This window comes from Streptosporangium minutum (assembly GCF_002149035.1).
GTDB lineage: Bacteria > Actinomycetota > Actinomycetes > Streptosporangiales > Streptosporangiaceae > Streptosporangium > Streptosporangium minutum.
The window spans coordinates 1-18,756 of sequence record NZ_NGFP01000185.1 but is presented as its reverse complement, the minus strand read 5'-3'; the positions used below and the strand labels follow the sequence as shown (position 1 = coordinate 18,756).

The 18,756-nt window shown below is 70.5% G+C and carries 20 protein-coding genes and 1 tRNA gene; 8 read left to right on the top strand and 13 right to left on the bottom strand.

Annotated elements, in window-relative coordinates:
• Positions 1-37 precede the first annotated feature (37 nt).
• Both CA984_RS31205 and CA984_RS46545 read left to right on the top strand, forming a co-directional pair.
• Positions 38-868, top strand: coding sequence for an ABC transporter permease (locus CA984_RS31205; protein WP_086577072.1), 831 nt, complete (start codon positions 38-40; stop codon positions 866-868).
• An 85-nt stretch (positions 869-953) separates the two neighbouring features.
• Positions 954-1,103, top strand: coding sequence for a hypothetical protein (locus CA984_RS46545; protein ID WP_165781482.1), 150 nt, complete (start codon positions 954-956; stop codon positions 1,101-1,103).
• A 225-nt stretch (positions 1,104-1,328) separates the two neighbouring features.
• On the opposite strand, the gene CA984_RS31200 is transcribed toward CA984_RS46545, so the two are convergent.
• The 4 genes from CA984_RS31200 to CA984_RS31185 all read right to left on the bottom strand — a co-directional run bounded on the left by CA984_RS31200 (position 1,329) and on the right by CA984_RS31185 (position 3,578).
• Positions 1,329-1,991 carry a DNA alkylation repair protein gene (locus CA984_RS31200; protein WP_086577071.1) on the bottom strand — a complete coding sequence of 221 codons (663 nt, stop codon included), beginning with the start codon at positions 1,989-1,991 and terminating at the stop codon, positions 1,329-1,331.
• Between the two features lie 188 nt (positions 1,992-2,179).
• Positions 2,180-2,899: a DUF998 domain-containing protein gene (locus CA984_RS31195; RefSeq protein WP_086577068.1), complete on the bottom strand. Its 720-nt coding sequence runs from the start codon at positions 2,897-2,899 to the stop codon at positions 2,180-2,182.
• Positions 2,899-3,183, bottom strand: coding sequence for an SRPBCC domain-containing protein (locus CA984_RS31190; RefSeq protein WP_086577067.1), 285 nt, complete (start codon positions 3,181-3,183; stop codon positions 2,899-2,901). The genes CA984_RS31195 and CA984_RS31190 overlap by 1 nt, the downstream gene beginning before the upstream one ends.
• Positions 3,180-3,578: an ArsR/SmtB family transcription factor gene (locus tag CA984_RS31185; RefSeq protein ID WP_086577066.1), complete on the bottom strand. Its 399-nt coding sequence runs from the start codon at positions 3,576-3,578 to the stop codon at positions 3,180-3,182. Before CA984_RS31185 ends, CA984_RS31190 begins: the two co-directional genes overlap by 4 nt.
• Before the next feature lie 419 nt (positions 3,579-3,997).
• Here CA984_RS31185 and CA984_RS31180 point away from each other — a divergent pair, with 419 nt between their 5' ends.
• Positions 3,998-4,570, top strand: a complete 573-nt coding sequence (locus tag CA984_RS31180) for a TetR/AcrR family transcriptional regulator (RefSeq protein ID WP_086577065.1) — start codon at positions 3,998-4,000, stop codon at positions 4,568-4,570.
• On the top strand, positions 4,554-5,693 hold the full coding sequence (locus CA984_RS31175) for an alpha/beta hydrolase family protein (protein ID WP_086577064.1): 1,140 nt from the start codon (positions 4,554-4,556) through the stop codon (positions 5,691-5,693). Before CA984_RS31180 ends, CA984_RS31175 begins: the two co-directional genes overlap by 17 nt.
• Before the next feature lie 204 nt (positions 5,694-5,897).
• On the opposite strand, the gene CA984_RS31170 is transcribed toward CA984_RS31175, so the two are convergent.
• From CA984_RS31170 to CA984_RS31160, 3 genes are all read right to left on the bottom strand, one after another.
• Positions 5,898-5,969, bottom strand: a tRNA-Arg gene (locus CA984_RS31170).
• Positions 5,970-6,050: 81 nt separating this feature from the next.
• Positions 6,051-6,437 (bottom strand): C40 family peptidase, encoded by a 387-nt coding sequence (locus CA984_RS45630; protein WP_242676275.1) that lies wholly within the window; start codon positions 6,435-6,437, stop codon positions 6,051-6,053.
• Between the two features lie 1,203 nt (positions 6,438-7,640).
• On the bottom strand, positions 7,641-7,877 hold the full coding sequence (locus CA984_RS31160) for a hypothetical protein (RefSeq protein WP_086577062.1): 237 nt from the start codon (positions 7,875-7,877) through the stop codon (positions 7,641-7,643).
• A 507-nt stretch (positions 7,878-8,384) separates the two neighbouring features.
• On the opposite strand from CA984_RS31160, the gene CA984_RS31155 reads away from it, so the two are divergent.
• Positions 8,385-8,774 (top strand): response regulator transcription factor, encoded by a 390-nt coding sequence (locus CA984_RS31155; protein ID WP_242676274.1) that lies wholly within the window; start codon positions 8,385-8,387, stop codon positions 8,772-8,774.
• Here CA984_RS31155 and CA984_RS48870 read toward each other — a convergent pair.
• Complete coding sequence (locus CA984_RS48870; protein WP_278249070.1) at positions 8,771-11,482, bottom strand: helix-turn-helix transcriptional regulator; 2,712 nt, start codon at positions 11,480-11,482, stop codon at positions 8,771-8,773. The two genes, CA984_RS31155 and CA984_RS48870, sit on opposite strands and share 4 nt — an antisense overlap.
• A gap of 144 nt (positions 11,483-11,626) precedes the next feature.
• Here CA984_RS48870 and CA984_RS31145 point away from each other — a divergent pair, with 144 nt between their 5' ends.
• The gene (locus tag CA984_RS31145) at positions 11,627-12,247 is read left to right on the top strand and encodes a LysE family translocator (protein ID WP_086577060.1); all 621 of its coding nucleotides are present in this window, start codon (positions 11,627-11,629) and stop codon (positions 12,245-12,247) included.
• On the opposite strand, the gene CA984_RS31140 is transcribed toward CA984_RS31145, so the two are convergent.
• A complete protein-coding gene (locus CA984_RS31140) occupies positions 12,199-12,924 on the bottom strand; it encodes an alpha/beta fold hydrolase (protein WP_086577059.1) in 726 nt (241 codons plus the stop codon). The genes CA984_RS31145 and CA984_RS31140 overlap by 49 nt on opposite strands.
• A gap of 76 nt (positions 12,925-13,000) precedes the next feature.
• On the opposite strand from CA984_RS31140, the gene CA984_RS31135 reads away from it, so the two are divergent.
• Positions 13,001-13,549, top strand: a complete 549-nt coding sequence (locus CA984_RS31135) for a TetR/AcrR family transcriptional regulator (protein WP_086577069.1) — start codon at positions 13,001-13,003, stop codon at positions 13,547-13,549.
• Between the two features lie 73 nt (positions 13,550-13,622).
• On the opposite strand, the gene CA984_RS31130 is transcribed toward CA984_RS31135, so the two are convergent.
• From CA984_RS31130 to CA984_RS31115, 4 genes are read right to left on the bottom strand one after another with little or no spacing between them, the layout of a single operon-like run.
• Positions 13,623-14,834: a hypothetical protein gene (locus tag CA984_RS31130; protein ID WP_086577058.1), complete on the bottom strand. Its 1,212-nt coding sequence runs from the start codon at positions 14,832-14,834 to the stop codon at positions 13,623-13,625.
• A gap of 31 nt (positions 14,835-14,865) precedes the next feature.
• Complete coding sequence (locus CA984_RS31125; protein ID WP_086577057.1) at positions 14,866-15,252, bottom strand: Rid family detoxifying hydrolase; 387 nt, start codon at positions 15,250-15,252, stop codon at positions 14,866-14,868.
• Between the two features lie 48 nt (positions 15,253-15,300).
• Positions 15,301-16,410 (bottom strand): alanine racemase, encoded by a 1,110-nt coding sequence (locus tag CA984_RS31120; RefSeq protein ID WP_086577056.1) that lies wholly within the window; start codon positions 16,408-16,410, stop codon positions 15,301-15,303.
• Positions 16,411-16,447: 37 nt separating this feature from the next.
• Entirely contained in the window at positions 16,448-17,971 is a 1,524-nt protein-coding gene (locus tag CA984_RS31115) for an N-acyl-D-amino-acid deacylase family protein (RefSeq protein ID WP_086577055.1), read from the bottom strand.
• Positions 17,972-18,228: 257 nt separating this feature from the next.
• On the opposite strand from CA984_RS31115, the gene CA984_RS31110 reads away from it, so the two are divergent.
• Positions 18,229-18,756, top strand: a 528-nt coding sequence (locus CA984_RS31110; RefSeq protein ID WP_242676273.1) for a discoidin domain-containing protein, incomplete at its 3' end; no start/stop codon positions are given.

The following is an 18,756-nucleotide window of genomic DNA, read 5'->3' as shown; positions in this document are numbered from 1 at the left end:
CGACCACCGGTTCCGCTACCGCCACGGAGGCCTCGGCTTGAGCACCACCACCCCTGCCCTCCCCCGCCGCTCCCCGCTGTCCCGAGCCGGCTGGGCGCTGACAGACGCCTGGACCATCACCCGCCGCGACCTGAACCACTGGGCGCTCCGGCCCGGCACGGTCATCGTCGGCTGGGCCTTCCCCGTCATGATCGTTCTGATGTTCGGCGGCCTCTTCGGCGGCGCCATCAGCGTCCCCGGCGGTGGCGGCTACTTCGAGTTCCTGATGCCGGGCATGTTCACCATGACCATGCTCTTCGGCCTGGAGACCACAATGACGGCGGTCGCCACCGACGCGTCCAGGGGGGTGACCGACCGGTTCCGTTCGATGCCCATGAACGCCTCCGCGGTCGTCCTGGGCCGGTGTGCCGCGGACATGCTCAACTCGATCGTCGGGCTGTCCATCATGATCGGAGCCGGGCTGTTGCTGGGCTGGCGATGGCACGGCGGGCCCGCCGCCGCGCTGGCCGCCGTCGGGCTACTCCTGCTGCTGCGCGCCGCCCTGCTCTGGGCCGGCATCCTCATCGGGCTCGTCGCCGGAGGACCCGAATCGCTGGCCTCCGTCCAGATCCTGGTCTGGCCCGTCGGCTTCCTGTCCAACGTGTTCGTCGATCCGGCCACCATGCCGGCCTGGCTCGGCGCGATCGCCGCGTGGAACCCGCTCTCCGCGACGGCCTCGGCGACCCGCGAACTCTTCGGCAACCCCGGTTGGGGAGGTGAGTCCTGGATCGCGCAAAATGCGATGCCCATGGCGGTTGTGTGGCCACTGCTATTGACCGCGATCTTCCTCCCTCTGTCGGTGCGCAGGTTCCGCAGGCTCGGCAGCTGAGAAACCGGCCGCCGGACACACCGGAACACGACAGCTGAGAGTCAGCCACCACGCGCCGGAATGTGGCTGCCATACGCGGCTGCCGATGCGGTTGCTGGAACGGGCCCGTTCCACCGAGGCGCCGGCCAAGGCCGTCGCTTCCAGAAAACAGGACCCGGACGAGGCCCTGTTCTCGGTCGACGAGGCGGCGGGCGACTCGCTCGGTCTGCGGGTGACCGGGTCGGTCTGCGGGTGACCGGGTCGGCGACCTTCGAGGAGCAGCGTGGAGCCGTGGGCAACGCGCCAGCGCTGGAGTCCTGACCTCCTGGCTGCGCGAGCCCACCACTCCAGGATGCCGGGCGGCTTCGAGTTGACGACCGAGGGGAACCAGTCGAATACTGAGCGTGTCGTGTCCTCTGGGGCACGGAAGTGGCGCCGGGAACCCCCGATGGAATCGGGAGCGGAAACGTCGCCCGCCTGATCATCCAACCGCAGTCGAGGCCGAGGTGGACGCTCGGCGCACCATCTCGGTGATCCAGATGGGCGCGAACGGAGACGTGCAGTTCGGAGGAGTCGGGTAATCCTTGAGCACCTCCAGCCGTTCACCGATGTCGATTGCACGGGCGCGGTGCTCGGCGTGCTCGATCCCGATTTGCGCCAAACAGTGGTTCATCGCCCACTGCAGGCGATCCGGGGCGTCTTTCATCTCCGCCTCGATGACGTCGAGCAGTCCTGCGAGGTCGAGGCCCTCGGGCTTCTTGGCCACGCGTTCGGTGGTCAGCGCCCAGCCGGCACTCGCGACCACTGGATCCGGATCGGCGGACCAGGCCAGGCGCAGCTCTTCTGAGTGCGGGTTCTTCTTGACCACGTAGTTCACGAGCCAGTCGTGCACCTTAGGTGTACGCGCCTCGCGCACCATGACGTCCAACTCGTCACGCTCGAACGCCTTCGGGCGGCAGATCAGGATCGCCAGCAGTCTCGCCGCGGTGTCAGCCGTCTCCCAGAGCCGGCGCGCGAGTTCCTGCTGCGTCTTCAGCCGCTTCGCGAGCTCGCGCAGCTTGCTGAGGTTCACACCGTGATCGTCACCGTGTTTCTTGTTCACCTCGCGTGCCTTCGGGTCCTCGAGCACGGCCAGCTCGGCCATCACCTCGGCTACGGTCGTCCCCGTCACCTCAGCCCCCTTTCCATCATCTTGATCCCTCGCCCAGCAGGTGCCATCCGGTGTCCGCCCGAGTCGGTCCCCCATTCCCCGGGTCCCCCATTCCCCGGCGGGGCGAACGCGACCGCGTCGGCGCACTTACCGGGGCCGCGCGCCGATGGTTTCGCTCGGTTTCACTCTGCCGCCGGTTCGCTCGGTTTCACTCTGCCGCCGGTCAGGGTCCGATGATGCGCGGCGAGGAGCGACGCCCATGCCAGGGCGAGGGCGATGGCGACAGCGAAGGCGACGTTGGCTGGGCGGGATCCCTGCAGGGCGAAGATCGAGCTCCAGGTGGCGAGGAAAGCCGCGCCGGTCACGCCGCTGAAGGCCGCCCAACCGGGACGGCGGGCCGCGACGAACCGCCGGGCGAAGACAAAGCATGCGGCGACGAGCGCGAGAAAGGCGATTGCGGCGACCAGCAGGTGCACCCCTGCGTGCCAGCTCATCGTGGTCGGAGGGCCCTTCAGAGTGCCCGGCGGGAAGCCGTCGGCGGGGTCGGCGGAGAAAGCGGCCGCGCCGAGCATCCCGGCGCCAAAGACACCGATCAGCCGCGGTCCCCACGTACCTCCCGGACTCGCCGCCGGGCCGAGGACCCGGTGCAGTCCGATGGCACACGCCACGAACAGCAGGCCGCTGACCACGAAGTTGGCGATCTGGATCCATCCTTGGTCGCCGTTGCTCAGCATGCTGGCCGGGTGCCGGCTGATGTCGAATCCGTCCCTGGTGAGCATCTGCAGGACGACCACGACGATGTAAAGCGGTCCGGCGACAATGCCGCAGGCCAGCAGCGTTCTCGTCGACCGGGCGACTGCCCCGGGCGCCCTGCCGGCGGCGGAGGTGAGGTCGCGGGTCATCAGCGGTCACCACTGGTCTCGTGGGCGAGGTGCCGCACCGCGAACGCGATGGCCGCGGCGATGTCGTCGCCGGGCGCCGGGCGCACCTCGACTCCGGTCGGCATGCCCTCGACCGGGCCCAGCCATCGGCCGAGCCGCTCCGGGTCGGTGCAGGCGCTCCAGACGTCCTCGATCGGAGCGTCGTAGACCCGGCGCGGCAGCACCGATCGCCCTTCACCGGCGGCGACTGCCTGATTGCCCATCGCGCGCTGGGCGGTGTTGATCTGGTCGGCGATGTCGATCACATGTCCTCCTCGCTGACGGACTTGGGCTCCTGACGACGATCCGGTGTCCCGGCAACGTCTGCACCGGTGTCGCGCTGTTCGCGTTTGCCGCGGACGAGTTCGGTGGACAACGCGTCCAGGCGCTGGCTCCAGAACTGCCGGAACCGTTCCAGCCAGATGTCGATCTCCTGCAGAGGTGCTGCTTCCACCGCGTAGAGGCGCCGCGTACCGTCCGGACGGACGGTGACGAAGCCCGACTCCCTCAGCACACGCAGGTGCTGAGACACCGCAGGCGGCGAGATGCCGAACTCGGCGCGGACGACCTCGCTGACAGCGCCGGCGGCCTGCTCTCCGTCGGCGAGCAGCTCCAGTATTCGGCGTCGCACCGGGTCACCGAGAACGTCGAACGCGTGCACCCATGCACTATTTCAGTCTCCACTTATTTAAGTCAACTCTAAATCAGACGCCGCTGCTCCGCCGTCCACATGCGGATGGACTGACGAGGCGGCTACCACGTGGCTCCCCGCCGGCAGGACCCAGCCGTCCGCCCGGAGCCTGCGACGTCACAAGCAGGTCGCACTTGCCCGAAAAACATGCCGCGGTGCGGCCTGATCCACGACGCCCAGCACCATGACGACGCTGTCGAACCCCATCTTGGGCCTGTCGCATGCAGGTCGCTCGACCTGGGCTCGGCAGCCGCCGTCTCGCTCCAGCTCCTGAAGTCGCCGACGTCGAGTGCAGCGGGATGACCGGGGCTCCGATATGGCGATACACGATCCAAGGATTCCCGACCCAAGCGGTATACACCGTTAACCGTCTTGTATACGCTGTAGACATGAATACCGCGGAGAAGATCGCCGAGGTGGCGCGGGACATCCTCATCCACGAAGGCTCAGAGGCCGTGAGTATGCGTCGCGTTGCCGGCATCGTGGGGATCACCCCGATGGCCATTTACAAGCACTATCCGAATCGGCAGGCACTGCTGCAGGCCGTGGCCGATGCGACCCTGCACGAACTCGCAGAGAACTGGGGCGCTCGAGTCGCGGAAGGCGACTGGCAGGCCAGGTTGATCGGCCTCATGCATGATTTCCTCGACTTCGCCCTGGGCAGCCCGCACCTGTACAGGTTCGTGATGACCGACCAGCACGAGCAGGCCAGGCATTTCCCCGACGACTTCAAGAGTGGCGGCTCGCCCGCCTTCGAACGGATCGTGTCGATCATCGAGGACGGAATGGCGGCCGGAATCCTGCGTACAGATGTTCCGCTGGAGGCCGCCTTGGTGTTGACCTCGGCTACCCAGGGGCTGGTCCAGCTCTACCTCGGTGGGCGCATCGGGCTGGACGAACCCGCATTCAGGGACTTGTGCGAGCGGAACGTACGGAGGATTCTCAATGGCCTCTGTGTTTAAGAAGGCCCTGGTCATCGTGCTGGTGCTGGTGCTGGGTGGAGTCGCGTTCGGTGCCTGGTCCGGCAGCGAAGCCAGCGTGAAGGTCGTTCACTACGGCGAGAGCAACACCAACGTACTCGCCGTGGGGGATAGAACGGTCACACTGACCGAGACGCACGAGACAACCAAACCCGGCACCTATTGGTTGGAGTGGACGGGCTCGTACACCATGCTGGGCAGCATCGTGGCGCGACCGCCGGGGAAGGTCACGCGCCAGGTGCTCCGCGGCACCATGCCTTCCGTGGGGACACCGGGACACTTTGGCAATGTCCCGCCAGGCGATCCCGAAGTGGCCTGGGGCATCGACTTCTCCGAGATCATGATTCCGACCGAGTTGGGACCCGCCCCCGCCTGGTATGTGCCCGGCAGAGGGACCACGTGGTTCGTGGCTGTGCACGGGCAGAACGGGCGGCGCAAGGCCGAACTGAAGGTCCTTCCCGTGGTGCACGACCTTGAACTGCCTTTCCTGGACATCAGCTACCGCAACGATGAAGGCGCGCCGGATTCCCCCGACAGGCTGCTCCATTTGGGCGACTCGGAGTGGCGTGATCTGGAGGCCGCGCTGCGCAGGGCACAGCAGTTGGGGGCCAAGCGGTTCGTGCTGTACGGAACGTCGATGGGCGGACAGATCGTCGGACAGTTTCTGGCCAGGTCGGAATTGGCTGGGCTGGTCAACAGGGTGATCATGGATGCACCGATGATCGACGTACGGATGACGGCCGAGCAGGGCGCGCGGAACTACCACCTGCCTGCCTTCGTCGCCCCACTGTCGAACCAGGTCGTCCAGTGGAGGACCGGTGTGGATGTGGACCGGCTCAGCCTTATCCGCCACCCGCCCAAGGTCAGGCCACCGCTGCTATTGATCCACACCACTCCGGATACCGATCATCCGATCGAAGAAGCCCACGGCCTGGTGGCCACGGGCCGGCGATTGAACTGGGACATCACCTTCGAAGAGTTCCCGCGGGGCGAGCACACCGAGGCGTGGAACGTCGACCGGGCCCGCTACGACCACGCGGTACGCGCCTACCTGATGGCAGACCGGCCCGCCACGGGTGAACAGTCCAGTGACGAAGGAGCGTAGCCCGTGCTGTCACCGGAAACGATCGCCGGGTTGGGTTGATTTTCAGACTGCAGGCGCGAGGGATCGGCCGCCCCGAGGCTGCACACCTGGCCCACAACCCGCGAGTTCCAACGAGAACGGGCGGGATTCCATGAGACTGGAGTCCCGCCCGCTTCGGCGTTCTGTCCGCAGGTCAGGCCCATGTTCGGGCTGGCCTGGCTTGTGTGCCCCCTGCAAGATTCGAACTTGCGCTCCCGGCTCCGGAGGCCGGTGCTCTATCCCCTGAGCTAAGGGGGCCAACGAGTGATTAGATTACCAGCATCTTGAGGGGAACCGACACTCGGAGCGCGAAGTAGACGATCTCAGGGGCACCGGCCCTTAACTGGCAGCTGTCCGAGGGGTCGGACGGACCGCTCCCCGGTAGCGCGAGCGGTAGTAGGTGGAGGCGGCGAAGTCCGTCGTCCTGACGATGTCGCCGGTCTTGGGAGCGTGCACCATGACGCCGTTCTTCACGTAGACGCCCACGTGGGTGGGGTCTCCGGTGCCGCCTCCGAAGAAGACCAGATCTCCGGGACGGAGCTGGGAGAACGGCACGCGGCGCCCCTGCCGGAACTGGCTGCCGGTGTAATGGGTGAGCGCGGCTCCCGCCCTGGACCAGGCGTGCAGCGCGAGGCCGGAGCAGTCGAAGCCCCCACCGGTCGGGCCCGCGCTGGAACCGCCGCCCCAGACGTACGGCCTGCCGACCTGACGGAGCGCTGCGGCCACCGCCGTCTGCCCCGGCGAGGGGAGACCTGACCGCCGGGTGGGGGCCGACCGAGCACGGGATGGGCCTGACGGGGCACGCGAGACCTCCGGCCTGCCGGAGGAGACGACGGCCGGCTGGCGGACCCGCACGGGCGATCCAGGTCCGTAAGAACCGGCCCCACCGGAAGATTCGGGACCGGAGGAGCGAGTGGCGTCGGAGGACCCGGAACCAGGGGAACCGGCGGCATCGGAGGGACCGGACTCAGAAGGGCCGACGGCATCAGGGGATCCGGAACCAGGGAAGCCTGCGGCGCCGGCGGAAGCGGAGGAATCAGAGCCAGAAGGGCCGACGGCATCAGGGGATCCGGAACCGGGGAAGCCGGCGGTGCCTGCGGCGCCGGCGGAAGCGGAGCCGGAAGGGCCGGTGGCGTCGGAAGGTCCGAGGCCGGAGACGGTGGCGTCCGGCGACTGGGGGACGCGACTGCCGGAGAGAGTGTCCTCAGCGTCGACCCGGACAGCCCGGGGCGGGAACTCCGGGCTCGTGCGGCCGGCCCCGCAGGCAGTGGCGAGCACGAGACGGACTCTTTCTTCGAACCATCTCCGGACGCCGTCCGGCAGCTCGGCCTCGGACAGCAGGCGCCTCCAGCCGTCGACGGCCTGCGGACAGGGACGGGCAGGAGAGGCCTGAGGGCCCCCTGCGAAGGCCGCCGCGAGGACGGTGGCGGTGAAGACTGTCGTGATCATGCGTGCCCTCCCTGGGCTCGATGAACGATCGAGGCCTCAGAATGCGCGGGAGGGGGTGTTCCCCGAGGAGCCGAACCGAGTTCTGTGGATAACGCTCGGACGCCCGTACACAGGAAGTTGATCTAGAGCTGCACAGGGAGCCCACCTGGTGCTTTCACAGCCGTCGAGCTACCTGGGACGCATGCTCGGCAGGGCGTGGAGCGGCTTCACCGGCACCTCGCCACACGGCCCGGCAAGCCCTCCGGTAAGCGGCGCCCGTTCCGGCCCACAGAACACGGTAAGGGGCGCCCGTTCCGGCCCACAGGACAATCGTCCATCAGGGGCGAGGGGACAGCCGAACCGGTGGTTCGCCATACGGCCGGACGGGCACGTCCGGCCGTACGCAGGAGCATCGGCCCCGATATCGACCGCTGCTCATCGGTCGGATCCCGCGCACGCCGCGACGGGAAGTGACATAGAGATCAAATGGCGGAACAGCTTCTAGGCGTGGGCCAGGGCCCAGAACTTGGTGCCGGCAATCTTGGTCGTGGTGCAGTAGTAGCCGGGGCCGGCCATGTTGGCGTCGCTGTTGCACTGCTTCGCGCCAGTGCTGGTGTACGAGTAAATCCGGCTGATCACCTGGGCGGAGGCCACGCCCGGCAGCAGGGTGACGGCCACAGCGGTGGCGGCGACAGCGGTGGCCATCCCGGCGGACAGGCGCTTCATGGTGGTCTTCATAGTTCGGTCCCCTTTTAAGCGGTAGCTGTATCAAGATTTCTTGATGTGGGCATTGGTCACCCACGGGGACAATCTTCGCGAAGCGCTTATAGCGCTTCAAGATCGACATCGGGGAGCCTACAGGCTTGGCAACCTCCATGTCAGCGGGGTCCCGCACACGAATTCCGCCGTACGTGGATGCCGTCACACGCTGGTCACTCCACGCGATCTCGCTCCGCCGGATGGGGAGCGGAACGCGCTCAGGCCGGAATCCGGGACGGGCCGCCGCCCGTGCCCTCCGCCGAGCCGACCGGCCACGACGAGCGTCCGCACGGCCGCCTCACCGGGCCCTGCCGTACACCGGCGGCAATGAGCGCGGCCCGCGAGAAAAGCGGCGGGACAGGCCGTACGACAGCCGGCGTCAGGACCTCGCCGCTTTCCGGGAAACCCTCCGTCAACGGATGGCTGTCCGTACGCATCCACCGAAAACCGCGCGTGACACGCCTTGGAGGAGTTAGCCTCACGGCCGTGGGCGAGGTTCTGGGCAAGATATTGGTGGTGGATGACGACGAGGTCATCCGACAGCTCATCGCGGTCAACCTGACCCTGGAGGGGTTCCAGGTGGAGACCGCCTACGACGGGCAGGACTGCCTGGATCGGGTGCTCGACGTGATGCCCGACGTGATCACGCTGGATGTCATGATGCCCCGGCTGGACGGCTGGATGACCGCCACCAGGCTGCGAGGCGACGAGGAGACCCGCCACATCAAGGTGGTCCTGATCACCGCACGGGCTCAGGAGGACGACAAGCGCCGGGGGCTCGGCATCGGGGTCGACGCCTACCTCACCAAGCCGTTCGATCCGGCCGAGCTCATCCAGGTCGTCCGCGACCTGGCTCTCGCCACCCGCAGCGGCTAGAGCAGGCCGTCCTTCCGGGCCACGGCGGCGGCCTGGGTGCGGGAGGAGACGCCGAGCTTGCCCAGGATGTTGGAGACGTGCACGCTCACCGTCTTCTGCGCGATGAACAGCCGCTCGCCGATCTCACGGTTGGGCAGGCCCTCGGCCACCAGGGCGAGCACCTCCCGCTCCCGGCCGGTGAGCAGTCCCGCCTGTGCCGGGGCGAACCGGGCCCGGCGGCCCAGCTCCGCCAGGGCCTCGCTCAGCGGCCGGGCGCCCAGTGACGCGGCGTCCTCGACGGCGCGCTCCCACTCCTTCAGCGCCGCGACGCGCTCCCCCGAGGCGAGCAGCGCCTCGGCCAGCCGCCACCGGGAGCGCGCGGCCTCGTAGACGAACCCGACGTCGAACGCCTCGACCACCGCACGCCACGCCTCGACGTCGGCGCGGCCGTGCGCGCGGTGCCACTCGGCCTCCGCCCGCGCCAGCCAGGCCCGCCCCTCGAACCCCATCCCTGCCCGGGCCGCCCGCCGCGCGCGGGCGAGCAGCTCGTCGGCGCCGTCGGTGCGGCCGAGGTCGGCCAGCGCCCACAGCGCGACCGCGCTGATGCGGATGTTGCCCACGTCCCCGGAGTCCATGGTGTCGAGGACCGCGGTCGCGTGCCCCAGGGCGAGCTCGGGCTCCTGCCGCCAGAGGGCGTGCTCGGCGGCCAGGCCCCGGGACATGTAGGCGACCAGGGAGTCCGACCAGAACGGCCGGAGCCAGGTCAGCCGTTCCTCGACCGCGGGCATCCCCATGGCGACCTCGATGAACAGCGCGAAGGAGGAGAGGATGGCCTCGGGGACCTTGCCGACGCGCGTACCGAATCCGGCGGCCGTCTCCTGGGCCTGCGTCCACTCCCCCGCCATGTAGCGGATCAGGAACTGCAGGAACCTCAGGTCGGTGCCGTAGGTGCTCCAGGTGAGGCCGGTGTCTCTCGCCAGCCGCACGCCTCGGTCGGCGGTCACGGCGGCGGTGGCCATGGAGCCGCGCTCGAACTGGATCCGGGCGTAGTGGAAGATCGCGCGCAGGTCCATGGCGAGGTCGCCGGAGTCACGGGCGGCGGCGGAGCCGAACAGCTCCTCCGCCCGGGTGAGGTCGCCCTCGAACTCCGCGCAGGAGGCCAGCATGATCGTCGCGCTCTTCTCCGCGTCGCTCGCCCCCGTGGCCCTGGCGACCTCCAGCGCGCGGTCGGCGAGGGGTCTGACCTCCGCGTGCCGCGTGCCCCAGCTGAGCGCGCGGGAGAGCGTGGCCAGCGCCCTGGCGAGGACGGGGGTCCCGGGAGGGGCCGCGGTCACGGCCGCCTCGGCGGCCGTGACCGCCCCCGGCACGTCGTCGGAGTCGTAGAGGTAGTAGGCGAGCCGCTCCGAGGCCTCGGCCGACGGGGGGATCTGCCGCGCGTAGGCGATGGCCCGGTGGTTGTCCCCCATGTCGGCCGCCGCGGCGGCGGTGCGCAGCGCGAGTCGGACGTGGTCCGTCCCGGCGAGGCGCTCGGCCTCGGGGACCCGGTCCCAGAGGCCGAGCGCCTGCTCGAAGTGGCGGTGCGCCTCGGCGGGGGCGCCGAGGCGCTCGGCCCGCCGCCCGGCCTCCACCGAGGCGGACAGGGCTTCGGCGAGGTCGTGACCGGCCAGGTAGTGGTAGGCGAGCTCGGCGGCGGCGCCCTTGCGGGCGGTGAGCAGGCGGGCGAACTCGGAGTGCATCCGGGTCCGCTCGCCCGGCAGCAGATCGGTGTAGACGGCCTCCTGGAGCAGGGCGTGCCGGAAGGCGTAGCCGTACTCCCCGTTGGTGCGGAGGAGACCGCGCGAGACGATCTCCCGCATGGCCTCCTCGAAGGCCAGTTCGTCCAGGCCGGAGGCCTCCCGGAGCAGGTCGTGGTCGACCCGCCGGCCCGCGACGGCCGCGCCTCGGAGGACCCGCTGGGCCGCGTCGGAGAGCAGCTCCGCCCGGGAGAGCAGCAGGCTGGCCAGGCCGTCGGTCATCGAGGAGCCGTCGATCGCCGCCTCCAGGAGCTCCTCGGCGTAGAACGGGTTGCCCTCGGCCCGGTCGACGACCTCGCTGACCATCTGGACGTCGTCGCCACCGAGTGCGGCCAGGTAGTCGGTCATCTCACCGCGGTCGAGCGGGCTCAGCTTGACGGCCGTCACCGAGGGAAGGCGTTTGAGCTCGGCGAGGACCCGGCGCAGCGGGTGGCGCCGGTGGAGGTCGTCGGTCCGGTAGGTGCCGACCAGGCAGACGCGCTCGGTCTGCAGCATCCGGCTGAGGAAGACCAGCAGGTCACGGGTGGACTGATCGGCCCAGTGCAGGTCCTCCAGGATCAGCAGCACGGGCTGCGCGGCCAGGAACCCGAGCATCGAGCCGAACAGCTGCTGCTGGGTGAGGCCGGAGGTGGTCTCCGGGCCGAGGTCGGTGCCGCCGGGCAGCAGCCTGCCGAGGACCGGCCGGGCGTCGAGCGCCGCGCGCAGCTCGCCCCGCGCGCCGCGTAGGGCGTCCGCCAGCGGGAGGTACGGCAGCGCGTCGCCGAGCTCGGCGCACTGCCCGACCAGTACGGCGAAGCCGGCGGCCTTGGCCCGCTCGCCCAGCTCCGTCACCAGCCGGGTCTTGCCGATGCCCGCGTCGCCGCCGACGAGGGCCACCCCGGCCAGACCAGCGGCGGCCGAGTCGAGCACAACGGTCAGGCGGTCGAGCTCTACCAATCGCCCGATAAGAACACTGTGCTCGTTTTGCCACCCCACGTCGGCGAGTATGCCACGACACACCGACAGCAGGCCGAATGGTCCACGGCCGGCACCCGCGAATGGTCCTCACCCCGGGATCGGAGCGGTCGTAGGGTCGGAGTCATGGTCTCTCCGTCCACATTTCTGCTCTTCGCGGTGGCGTCCCTGGCGCTGGTCCTGGTGCCCGGCCCCAACCACCTCTACATCGCCGCCCGGGGCATCGCCCAGGGACGGGCGGCCGGGCTGGCGAGCGCGTTCGGCGTGGAGACCGGCACCCTGGTGCACATCGCGGCGGCGGCGGCCGGGCTCTCCTACGTGGTCGCCCGGTCCGCCACGCTCTTCAACGTGATCAAGTGGGCCGGAGTGGCCTATCTGATCTATCTGGGCGTCCGGACGCTGACCGGCGGGCAGGAGCTCACCGCCCAGCGTGCCACGCCGCAGCCGCTGCGCGCGATCTTCCTCGAAGGCGTGATCGTCAACGTGCTCAACCCCAAGGTGATCCTGTTCTTCCTGGCGTTCCTACCGCAGTTCGTGGATCCGGCGGCGGGTTCGGTGCCGCTGCAGATCGCCCTCCTGGGCGGCACCCTCCTGATCCTCGGTCTGATCTCCGACATGATCTACGCCGCCGGCGCGGGCGCGCTCGGCAGGCGGCTGCGCGACCGTTCGAGCGTGCTGCGCTACTTCAGCGGGATCGTCTACCTGGGGCTCGGCGTCGCCACCGCCCTCTCCGGCCGGTCGACCTGATCGCACAGGTCGCCCACCAGCCGGGCCAGCGGGCCGGGGGCCATCATCACGCCCAGGTGCCCCCGGCGGGGGATCAGGATCAGGCGTCCGTTCCGGCAGGCGCGGAGGAAGTCGCGCTCGTCGCTCCGGAACGGGTCGCGGGTGCCGTTGACCAGCCATACCCGCCCGGGATAGGCGGCCAGCGCGGCGAGCTGGTCGTGCCCGGTGACGGCCTCGACGACCTGCGGCATCACCTCGCATGACAGCCCTCCCGCCACCATCGCCGCACCGGCGGGGCCGGGCAGGAGGCGGCGCAGGGCATAGGAGCTGATCCGGTCCGCGTACCCCGGGTTGCGCGCGGCGAGCGAGGCGACGGAGCGGTAGACCCCGGCCATCGACGGGCTGCGGGCCGTACTTCCCATGGCCACCAGTCCGGCCACCCGCCCGGGGAAGCGCCCGGCGGTGGCGATGCCGACGTAGCCGCCGAGGGAGAGCCCCACCACGAGCGCCCGCCCGCCGAGCGAGTCGATCGCATCGGCCACGGCCGAGGTCGCCGCGTCCATCGAGAACGGCTCACCGCGACGGGTCCCGTGGCCCGGCAGGTCCACGGCCGCCGCGGGCCGGTCGAGACGGGAGACGACGGGACCCCACATGGTCCCGCTGACCCGGATGCCGTGGATGAGGACGACGGGCAGCATCGCTGACCTCCAAAGTGCAACGGTACGTTGCTTTCATTGAAACACAACGCGCCGTTGCGTTGCTACAGTGGGGCGCATGGCACCGCGCAAGGAACAGCAGATCTTCCGGGCGACACTCGAACTCCTCGCCGGCAAGGGCTACGAGGGACTGACCGTGGAAGGGGTCGCCGAGCGGTCGGGGGTCAACAAGACCACGATCTACCGGTGGTGGCCGTCCAAGGCGGCGCTGCTCGCCGCCGCACTGGTCGAGGCCGACCTGCTCGCGATGGAGCCGCCCGACACCGGCAGCCTCAGAACGGACCTGGAGGCGCTGGTCCAGGGGGTGGCCGCGCTGCTCACGCGGCCCCCGGCGGCCGACGTCGCGGTGGCCGCGCTCGGCGCCGCCGTACACCGTCCTGAGCTCGCCGCGGCGACCCGGCGCTTCTTCGCCGACCGGTTCGCCCGGGAGGAGGCGGTCTTCGACCGCGCGAGGCGGCGCGGCGAGCTGCCCGCCACGGCCGACCCAATGTTGATCATGGACCTGCTCGCCGGCGCGGTGTGGTTGCGCACGGTCTTCAGAGGGCTCCCCCTCGACGACGACTTCGCCGCGAAGGCGGTGAGCGCGATCCTCGACGGGCCGTCCTGAGAACGCCGCCCCGGATCACCCGTGCACCCCGGATCGCCCGTGCGCCCCGGGCTCGGCGAGGAGCCACCGCGGGTCAGCCGGAGAGCGCGCCCGGGATGCGGTCGAGGATGGGGTACGGCATGAGCCCGTAGGCGTAGAAGTCGACCGCGTCGGCTCCCGCGGACCGGGCGGCCCGGACCTTGGCGGTGAGCCGGTCGGCCGAGTCGGTGTCGGGCAGGCCGGGCCGGAGCACGACCCGCAGCTCCCTGTCCTTGCCCGTCGAGCGCCGGTAGGCGCCCACGTCGTCGGCGACCCTGGCGGCGTCGCGGGCGTAGGCGAGAACGCCCAGCGAGGGCACCAGGTCGCCGAGGGCGACCAGGTCCACGCCGAGCTGCCAGGAGTCGTGCGCGGCGAGCCCGGACGGGGGCAGTCCGTGGACGTAGCCCTTGGTCGAGCCGGTCGCGTCGAGGAAGACCAGTCTGGAGCCCTCGTCGGTGACGGCCGTGGAGACCTCCGAGACCAGTGAGGTCACCACCTCCGAGCGGGCCCGCGCGTAGGCGACCACCTCGGGTCCGGCGTAGGCGGTCAGCGCCGCCCGGGTCACCTCGCCCTGCGCGGGCGGGTCGCCGTCGAGCACGCCGCCCACGATCCTGGCGCACTCCTCGCGCGCCACCTCGGCCTTGACGCCCAGGTCGGCGGCGCGGCGCATGCAGAAGTCGCAGAAGCACAGGCCGAGCAGGAAGATATCCATCGGCCCGAGCGGGACGAAACTGCGCTCGTTGTGGTTGCCGCAGTTGAAGACGCCGAAGTGCAGCGCCTCGGCGACCACGCTGTCCACCCCCTGCCTGGCCACCGCCCGGCCCAGCGCCACCGCGTAGAGGCGGACGTCCGGATGGGAGGGGCACAGGTCGGCGGGAGAGCCCCGGTCGCCGAAGCAGTTGCGCACGGTCACGTCGAGGTTGGCCAGGCCGAGCGTGGTGTTCTGCAGGAAGACGGTCCAGCCGTGCAGCTTGAGGCCGCGCTCGGCGGTGGCCAGGCGCAGGGCCGCCAGCGGCTCCTCTTCGGCGCCCTCCTGGACGGGCGGGACCAGGCGGAGTCCGCCGAACAGGTCCTCGGGCGGCGCGAAGTGCGCGCCGTCCCGGCGGACCGTCACCCGGGACCGGCCGTGCGGGGTGACGTCGCGGGCGCGGCGGTAGGCGGCGGCCACGGTCACACCCGCCACGCCGTATCCGGTGATCCGGTCAAGGACCGTGTCCGGGCCTTCCCCGCGCACGTCCTCGACATAGACGTATAGCGAGCTGTCCAAGCCGCCGCCCTCCCACGCAGTCGGTCAGACTCTAACGCGGCTTGTAGGCCACGAAGTCGATCTCGACCAGGATGTCCATCAAGTCGGAGCCGACGGTCGTGCGGACCGGGTACGGCTGGGTGAAGTAGGACTTGTAGACCTCGTTGTAGGCGGCGAAGTCCCGCTTGAGGTGCTGCAGATGGACGGTCGACTTCACCACGTCGTCGAAGCCGAGGCCGTGGGCCGCGAGGATCGCGCCCAGGTTGCGCATCACCTGGTGGGTCTGCTCGGCCACGTCCACACCGACCACCTCACCGGTCCTGGAGTCCAGGGGGCCCGCACCCGAGGTGTAGACGAAGTCCCCGACCACGAGGCCCTGCGAGTACGCCCCGACCGGCGCCGCGCCCTCATCGGTCCGCAGTTCCTGCTTGCCACTCATGCCACCACTCCTCAACTGGGTCAACGGGAATCAACAACGGGAAACAGATCAGAAATAGGTAGTGATCAGGTCGACGACGACGTAATCGTCGTCCACCACCGGCATGACCCGCCACTTGTCGAAGGCGGTGCACGGATGGGAGATGCCGAACGACACCAGGTCTCCCGGCTTCACCCGCGTGTCCGGTCCGAGCCGCAGGACCGTGTGCTGGTCCTGGACCTTGAGCACCGTCGCGTCCGCGACGGCCCCGCGCGGCACCGGCAGCCCCTCGTCGAAGGGGGCGTCACGCTTGCCGAACCCGACGACGGCCAGGCCCGGCTCGGGAACGGTCAGCACGTGCGCCCAGATCTCCAGCGCGGCCCGCAGCTCGCCCTCGATCCGGGTGTACGGCGTGCGCTCGCGGTAGTAGCCGTCGTCGTGGCTGACGTACGCGCCGCTGCGCAGCATGATCCTGGCCTGGCAGGCGGCGAGTTCCCGGCCGATCAGGTCGAACCACTGGCTGCCGCCCACCGACAGGATCGGGTCGCGCACCCGCAGGTGCTCCAGCGCCTCCAGCAGCCGGTGCAGGTAGGCCCGGACCTCCCCGGCCGACGGCAGCGATCCTTCGTAGCCGGCGACGCCCGCGAGCTCCACGCCGTCCGCCGCCTGCGCCGCCGAGGCGACCTCCAGGAGATGCGCGAGCGTGCGGCTGCCGCCCCGGCCGCCCTCGTGCCCGAGCTCGGCCAGCACCCGGAACGGCCTGGTCCCCGCGTGCTCGGACAGCGCCTCCACCCCGGCCACCGAGTCCACGAAGCAGATGAACTCGAACGACGGGTCCTCGTCGAGCGAGGCCGCGACGGCGGCGAGGCCCGCCGGGTCGAAGACCTGGTTGGCCAGGATGATCCGGGAGACGCCGAACTCGCGCAGGGTGAGCACCTGACTGGGAGTGGCTGCGGTCAGCCCCCACGCGCCGGCGTCGAGCTGGGCCCGGACCAGCTCGGGCGACATGGTCGTCTTGGCGTGCGGGACCAGGGTCAGCCCGTGCTCCCTGGCGAAGGCCGCGAGCGTCGCGATGTTGTGCTCCAGCGCGCCGCGGTGCGCCACCATCACGGGGAAGCTGAACGCCCCTCCGAACAGCGACGACCCCACTGCCCTCCCGGGATCCACGATCCCCTTCACGCGATGCCCCCTTCGGTTGCCTGGGTGGACCCTATCCTCAAGGGCGCAGTGCCCGGCCGGGGGTGGCCCCGGTGAGCTCTCCCCCCGCCAGGACGGGGACTCCCGAGACCAGGACGTCGTCGACGCCGGTGGCCAGGGTGCGCGGGGCGGCGTAGGTGGCCCGGTCGGAGACCGTCCCGGAGTCGAGGACGAGGACGTCGGCGGCCTGCCCGGGGCGGATCAGGCCCCGGCCGGCGAGGCCGAAGCGGCGGGCGGGGTGGGAGGCGAGGTGGACGGCGGCCTCCTCCAGGGTCCAGTCGCCGGTCTCGCGGACGTGGCGGCCCAGCATGCGGGCGAACGCGCCGTAGCCCCGGGGATGGGGGTGCCCGCCGACGTAGATGCCGTCGGAGCCGCCCGTGTGCCCGGGGTGGCGCAGGATCGCGCGCACCGACTCCTCACCCTCGGGGCCCTCGTCGGGTCGGGCCGTCACGCAGCCGGCCTCAAGCCGGGTGTCGATCAGGATGCGGCGGCAGAACTCCCCCGGCTCGACCCCTGCCTTGGCGGCGGCGACGGGGAGCGACAGCCCCTCGGCCCACTCGGCCCCGGGGACGTGGGAGAAGGTGATCCTCCGCCAGAGCGCCGGATCCCAGTCGACCGGCTCGGACTCCAGCAGCTCCAGCGCCCGGTCGGTGTCGGCGGCGGGGATCCACGACGGCAGCGCGACCATCGCCAGGATCGTGCTGCCCCGCAGGTAGGGGTAGGTGTCGAAGGTGACGTCCAGCCCGTCGAGACGGGCCTCGTCGACCAGCGGCAGCAGGGTGGACGCCGGACCGTGGTAGTGCGAGACGTGCACGGCGGCGCCCGACCGCCGGGCGATGTCGGTCACCTCGGCCATGCCCGTCCCGGCCAGCGCGCCGTACCCGCGCATGTGCGTCACGTACGGCAGGCCGCCCAGCGGCGCGCAGAGCGCGGCGATCTCCTCGGCGTCGGCGTAGCGCCCCGGGGCGTACTCCAGGCCGGTGGACAGCCCCACCGCGCCCTCCGACAGGCCGCGCTCGACGCGGGCGAGCATCTCGGCCCGCTCGCCGGGGGAGGCGGCCCGCTCGGCGGCGCCCATCACGTCGTAGCGGATCGTGCCGTGCGGCAGCAGGTAGGCGGTGTTCAGCGCGGTCGCGCGGTCGTAGCCGGCCAGCAGTTCCCGCACGCTGAGCGGCCCGTCGGCCGACGGGTGGGTGCCGTTGACGGCCGCGAAGTAGCGGGTGGCGTAGGCGAATGTCTCCGGGGTGGAGGCGGGCGCGAAGGACAGGCCGTCCTGGCCGAGGACGAACGTGGTCACGCCCTGACGGAGCGCGGCGAGCTGCACCTCCGGGTCGAACACCAGGGCGTCCCCGTGGGCATGGCAGTCGATCAGGCCGGGCATGACGTGCCGGCCGGATGCGTCGATCACCGTCGCGGCCTCCGCGCCGGTCAGCCGTCCCACCGCGGCGATCCGGTCCCCGGTGATGCCGACATCCGCCCGGAAGGCCGGGGCACCCGTGCCGTCCAGCACCCAGCCGCCCTTGATCAACACATCGAATGACATGTTGGGATTCAATCATTCACCGGGAATCCGGTGCACCCAGAGGCACCCGCCGGCTCCGGGACATCGCGATCATTCGCGTCGCGCGGCCGCCGTTCCTCCCCGAGGGCGCCGCGGCCCGTCACCCGGAGGCCGTACCGGCCCGTGGTAATTTGGGCCCCCTTCCCCCCTTGACCTGACATATCAGAAATGGTGCCATCTTTCCCTAGTTAGGAATCTTTCCTAACTAGTTGATCGCAGAGAGGGCAGACCCTGTGCATGTGAGACCCCGTCTCCGTCACCCCTCCACCATCCTCGTCCCCGCACTGGCGTCGGCACTGATCGCGTCGGTGTTCGTCCTGGCGCCGCCCGGCTTCGCCGCCGACTCCCTCCTGTCCCAGGGCCGTCCGGCCACCGCCTCCTCCAGCGAGGACTCCACGCTGGCCCCGGCCAAGGCCTTCGACGGAAGCGGCTCCACCCGCTGGGCCTCCGTGGAGGGCCACGACCCCGAGTGGCTCCGCGTCGACCTCGGCCAGTCCGCCACGATCTCCCGGGTCAAGCTGACCTGGGAGGCGGCGTACGGCAAGGCGTACCGGATCCAGACCTCGGCCGACGGCTCCGCCTGGACCGACGTCTACTCGACCACCGCCGGCGACGGCGCCGTGGACGACCTGACCCTGTCCGGCACCGGCCGCTACGTGCGGCTGTACGGCACGGCCCGCGGCACCGCCTACGGATACTCGCTGTACGAGATGGAGGTCTACGGCAGCGCCGGCGGGAACCCCAGCCCCACCCCGACGGTCACACCG

Bases quoted from the DNA above. Each gene is read 5' to 3' on its own strand.
- CA984_RS46545 (WP_165781482.1), top strand. From the start codon at position 954: ATGCGGTTGCTGGAACGGGCCCGTTCCACCGAGGCGCCGGCCAAGGCC.
- CA984_RS31200 (WP_086577071.1), bottom strand. From the start codon at position 1,991: ATGGCCGAGCTGGCCGTGCTCGAGGACCCGAAGGCACGCGAGGTGAAC.
- CA984_RS31195 (WP_086577068.1), bottom strand. From the start codon at position 2,899: ATGACCCGCGACCTCACCTCCGCCGCCGGCAGGGCGCCCGGGGCAGTC.
- CA984_RS31180 (WP_086577065.1), top strand. From the start codon at position 3,998: ATGAATACCGCGGAGAAGATCGCCGAGGTGGCGCGGGACATCCTCATC.
- CA984_RS31175 (WP_086577064.1), top strand. From the start codon at position 4,554: ATGGCCTCTGTGTTTAAGAAGGCCCTGGTCATCGTGCTGGTGCTGGTG.
- CA984_RS31160 (WP_086577062.1), bottom strand. From the start codon at position 7,877: ATGAAGACCACCATGAAGCGCCTGTCCGCCGGGATGGCCACCGCTGTC.
- CA984_RS31145 (WP_086577060.1), top strand. From the start codon at position 11,627: ATGGTCTCTCCGTCCACATTTCTGCTCTTCGCGGTGGCGTCCCTGGCG.
- CA984_RS31140 (WP_086577059.1), bottom strand. From the start codon at position 12,924: ATGCTGCCCGTCGTCCTCATCCACGGCATCCGGGTCAGCGGGACCATG.
- CA984_RS31135 (WP_086577069.1), top strand. From the start codon at position 13,001: ATGGCACCGCGCAAGGAACAGCAGATCTTCCGGGCGACACTCGAACTC.
- CA984_RS31125 (WP_086577057.1), bottom strand. From the start codon at position 15,252: ATGAGTGGCAAGCAGGAACTGCGGACCGATGAGGGCGCGGCGCCGGTC.
- CA984_RS31115 (WP_086577055.1), bottom strand. From the start codon at position 17,971: ATGTCATTCGATGTGTTGATCAAGGGCGGCTGGGTGCTGGACGGCACG.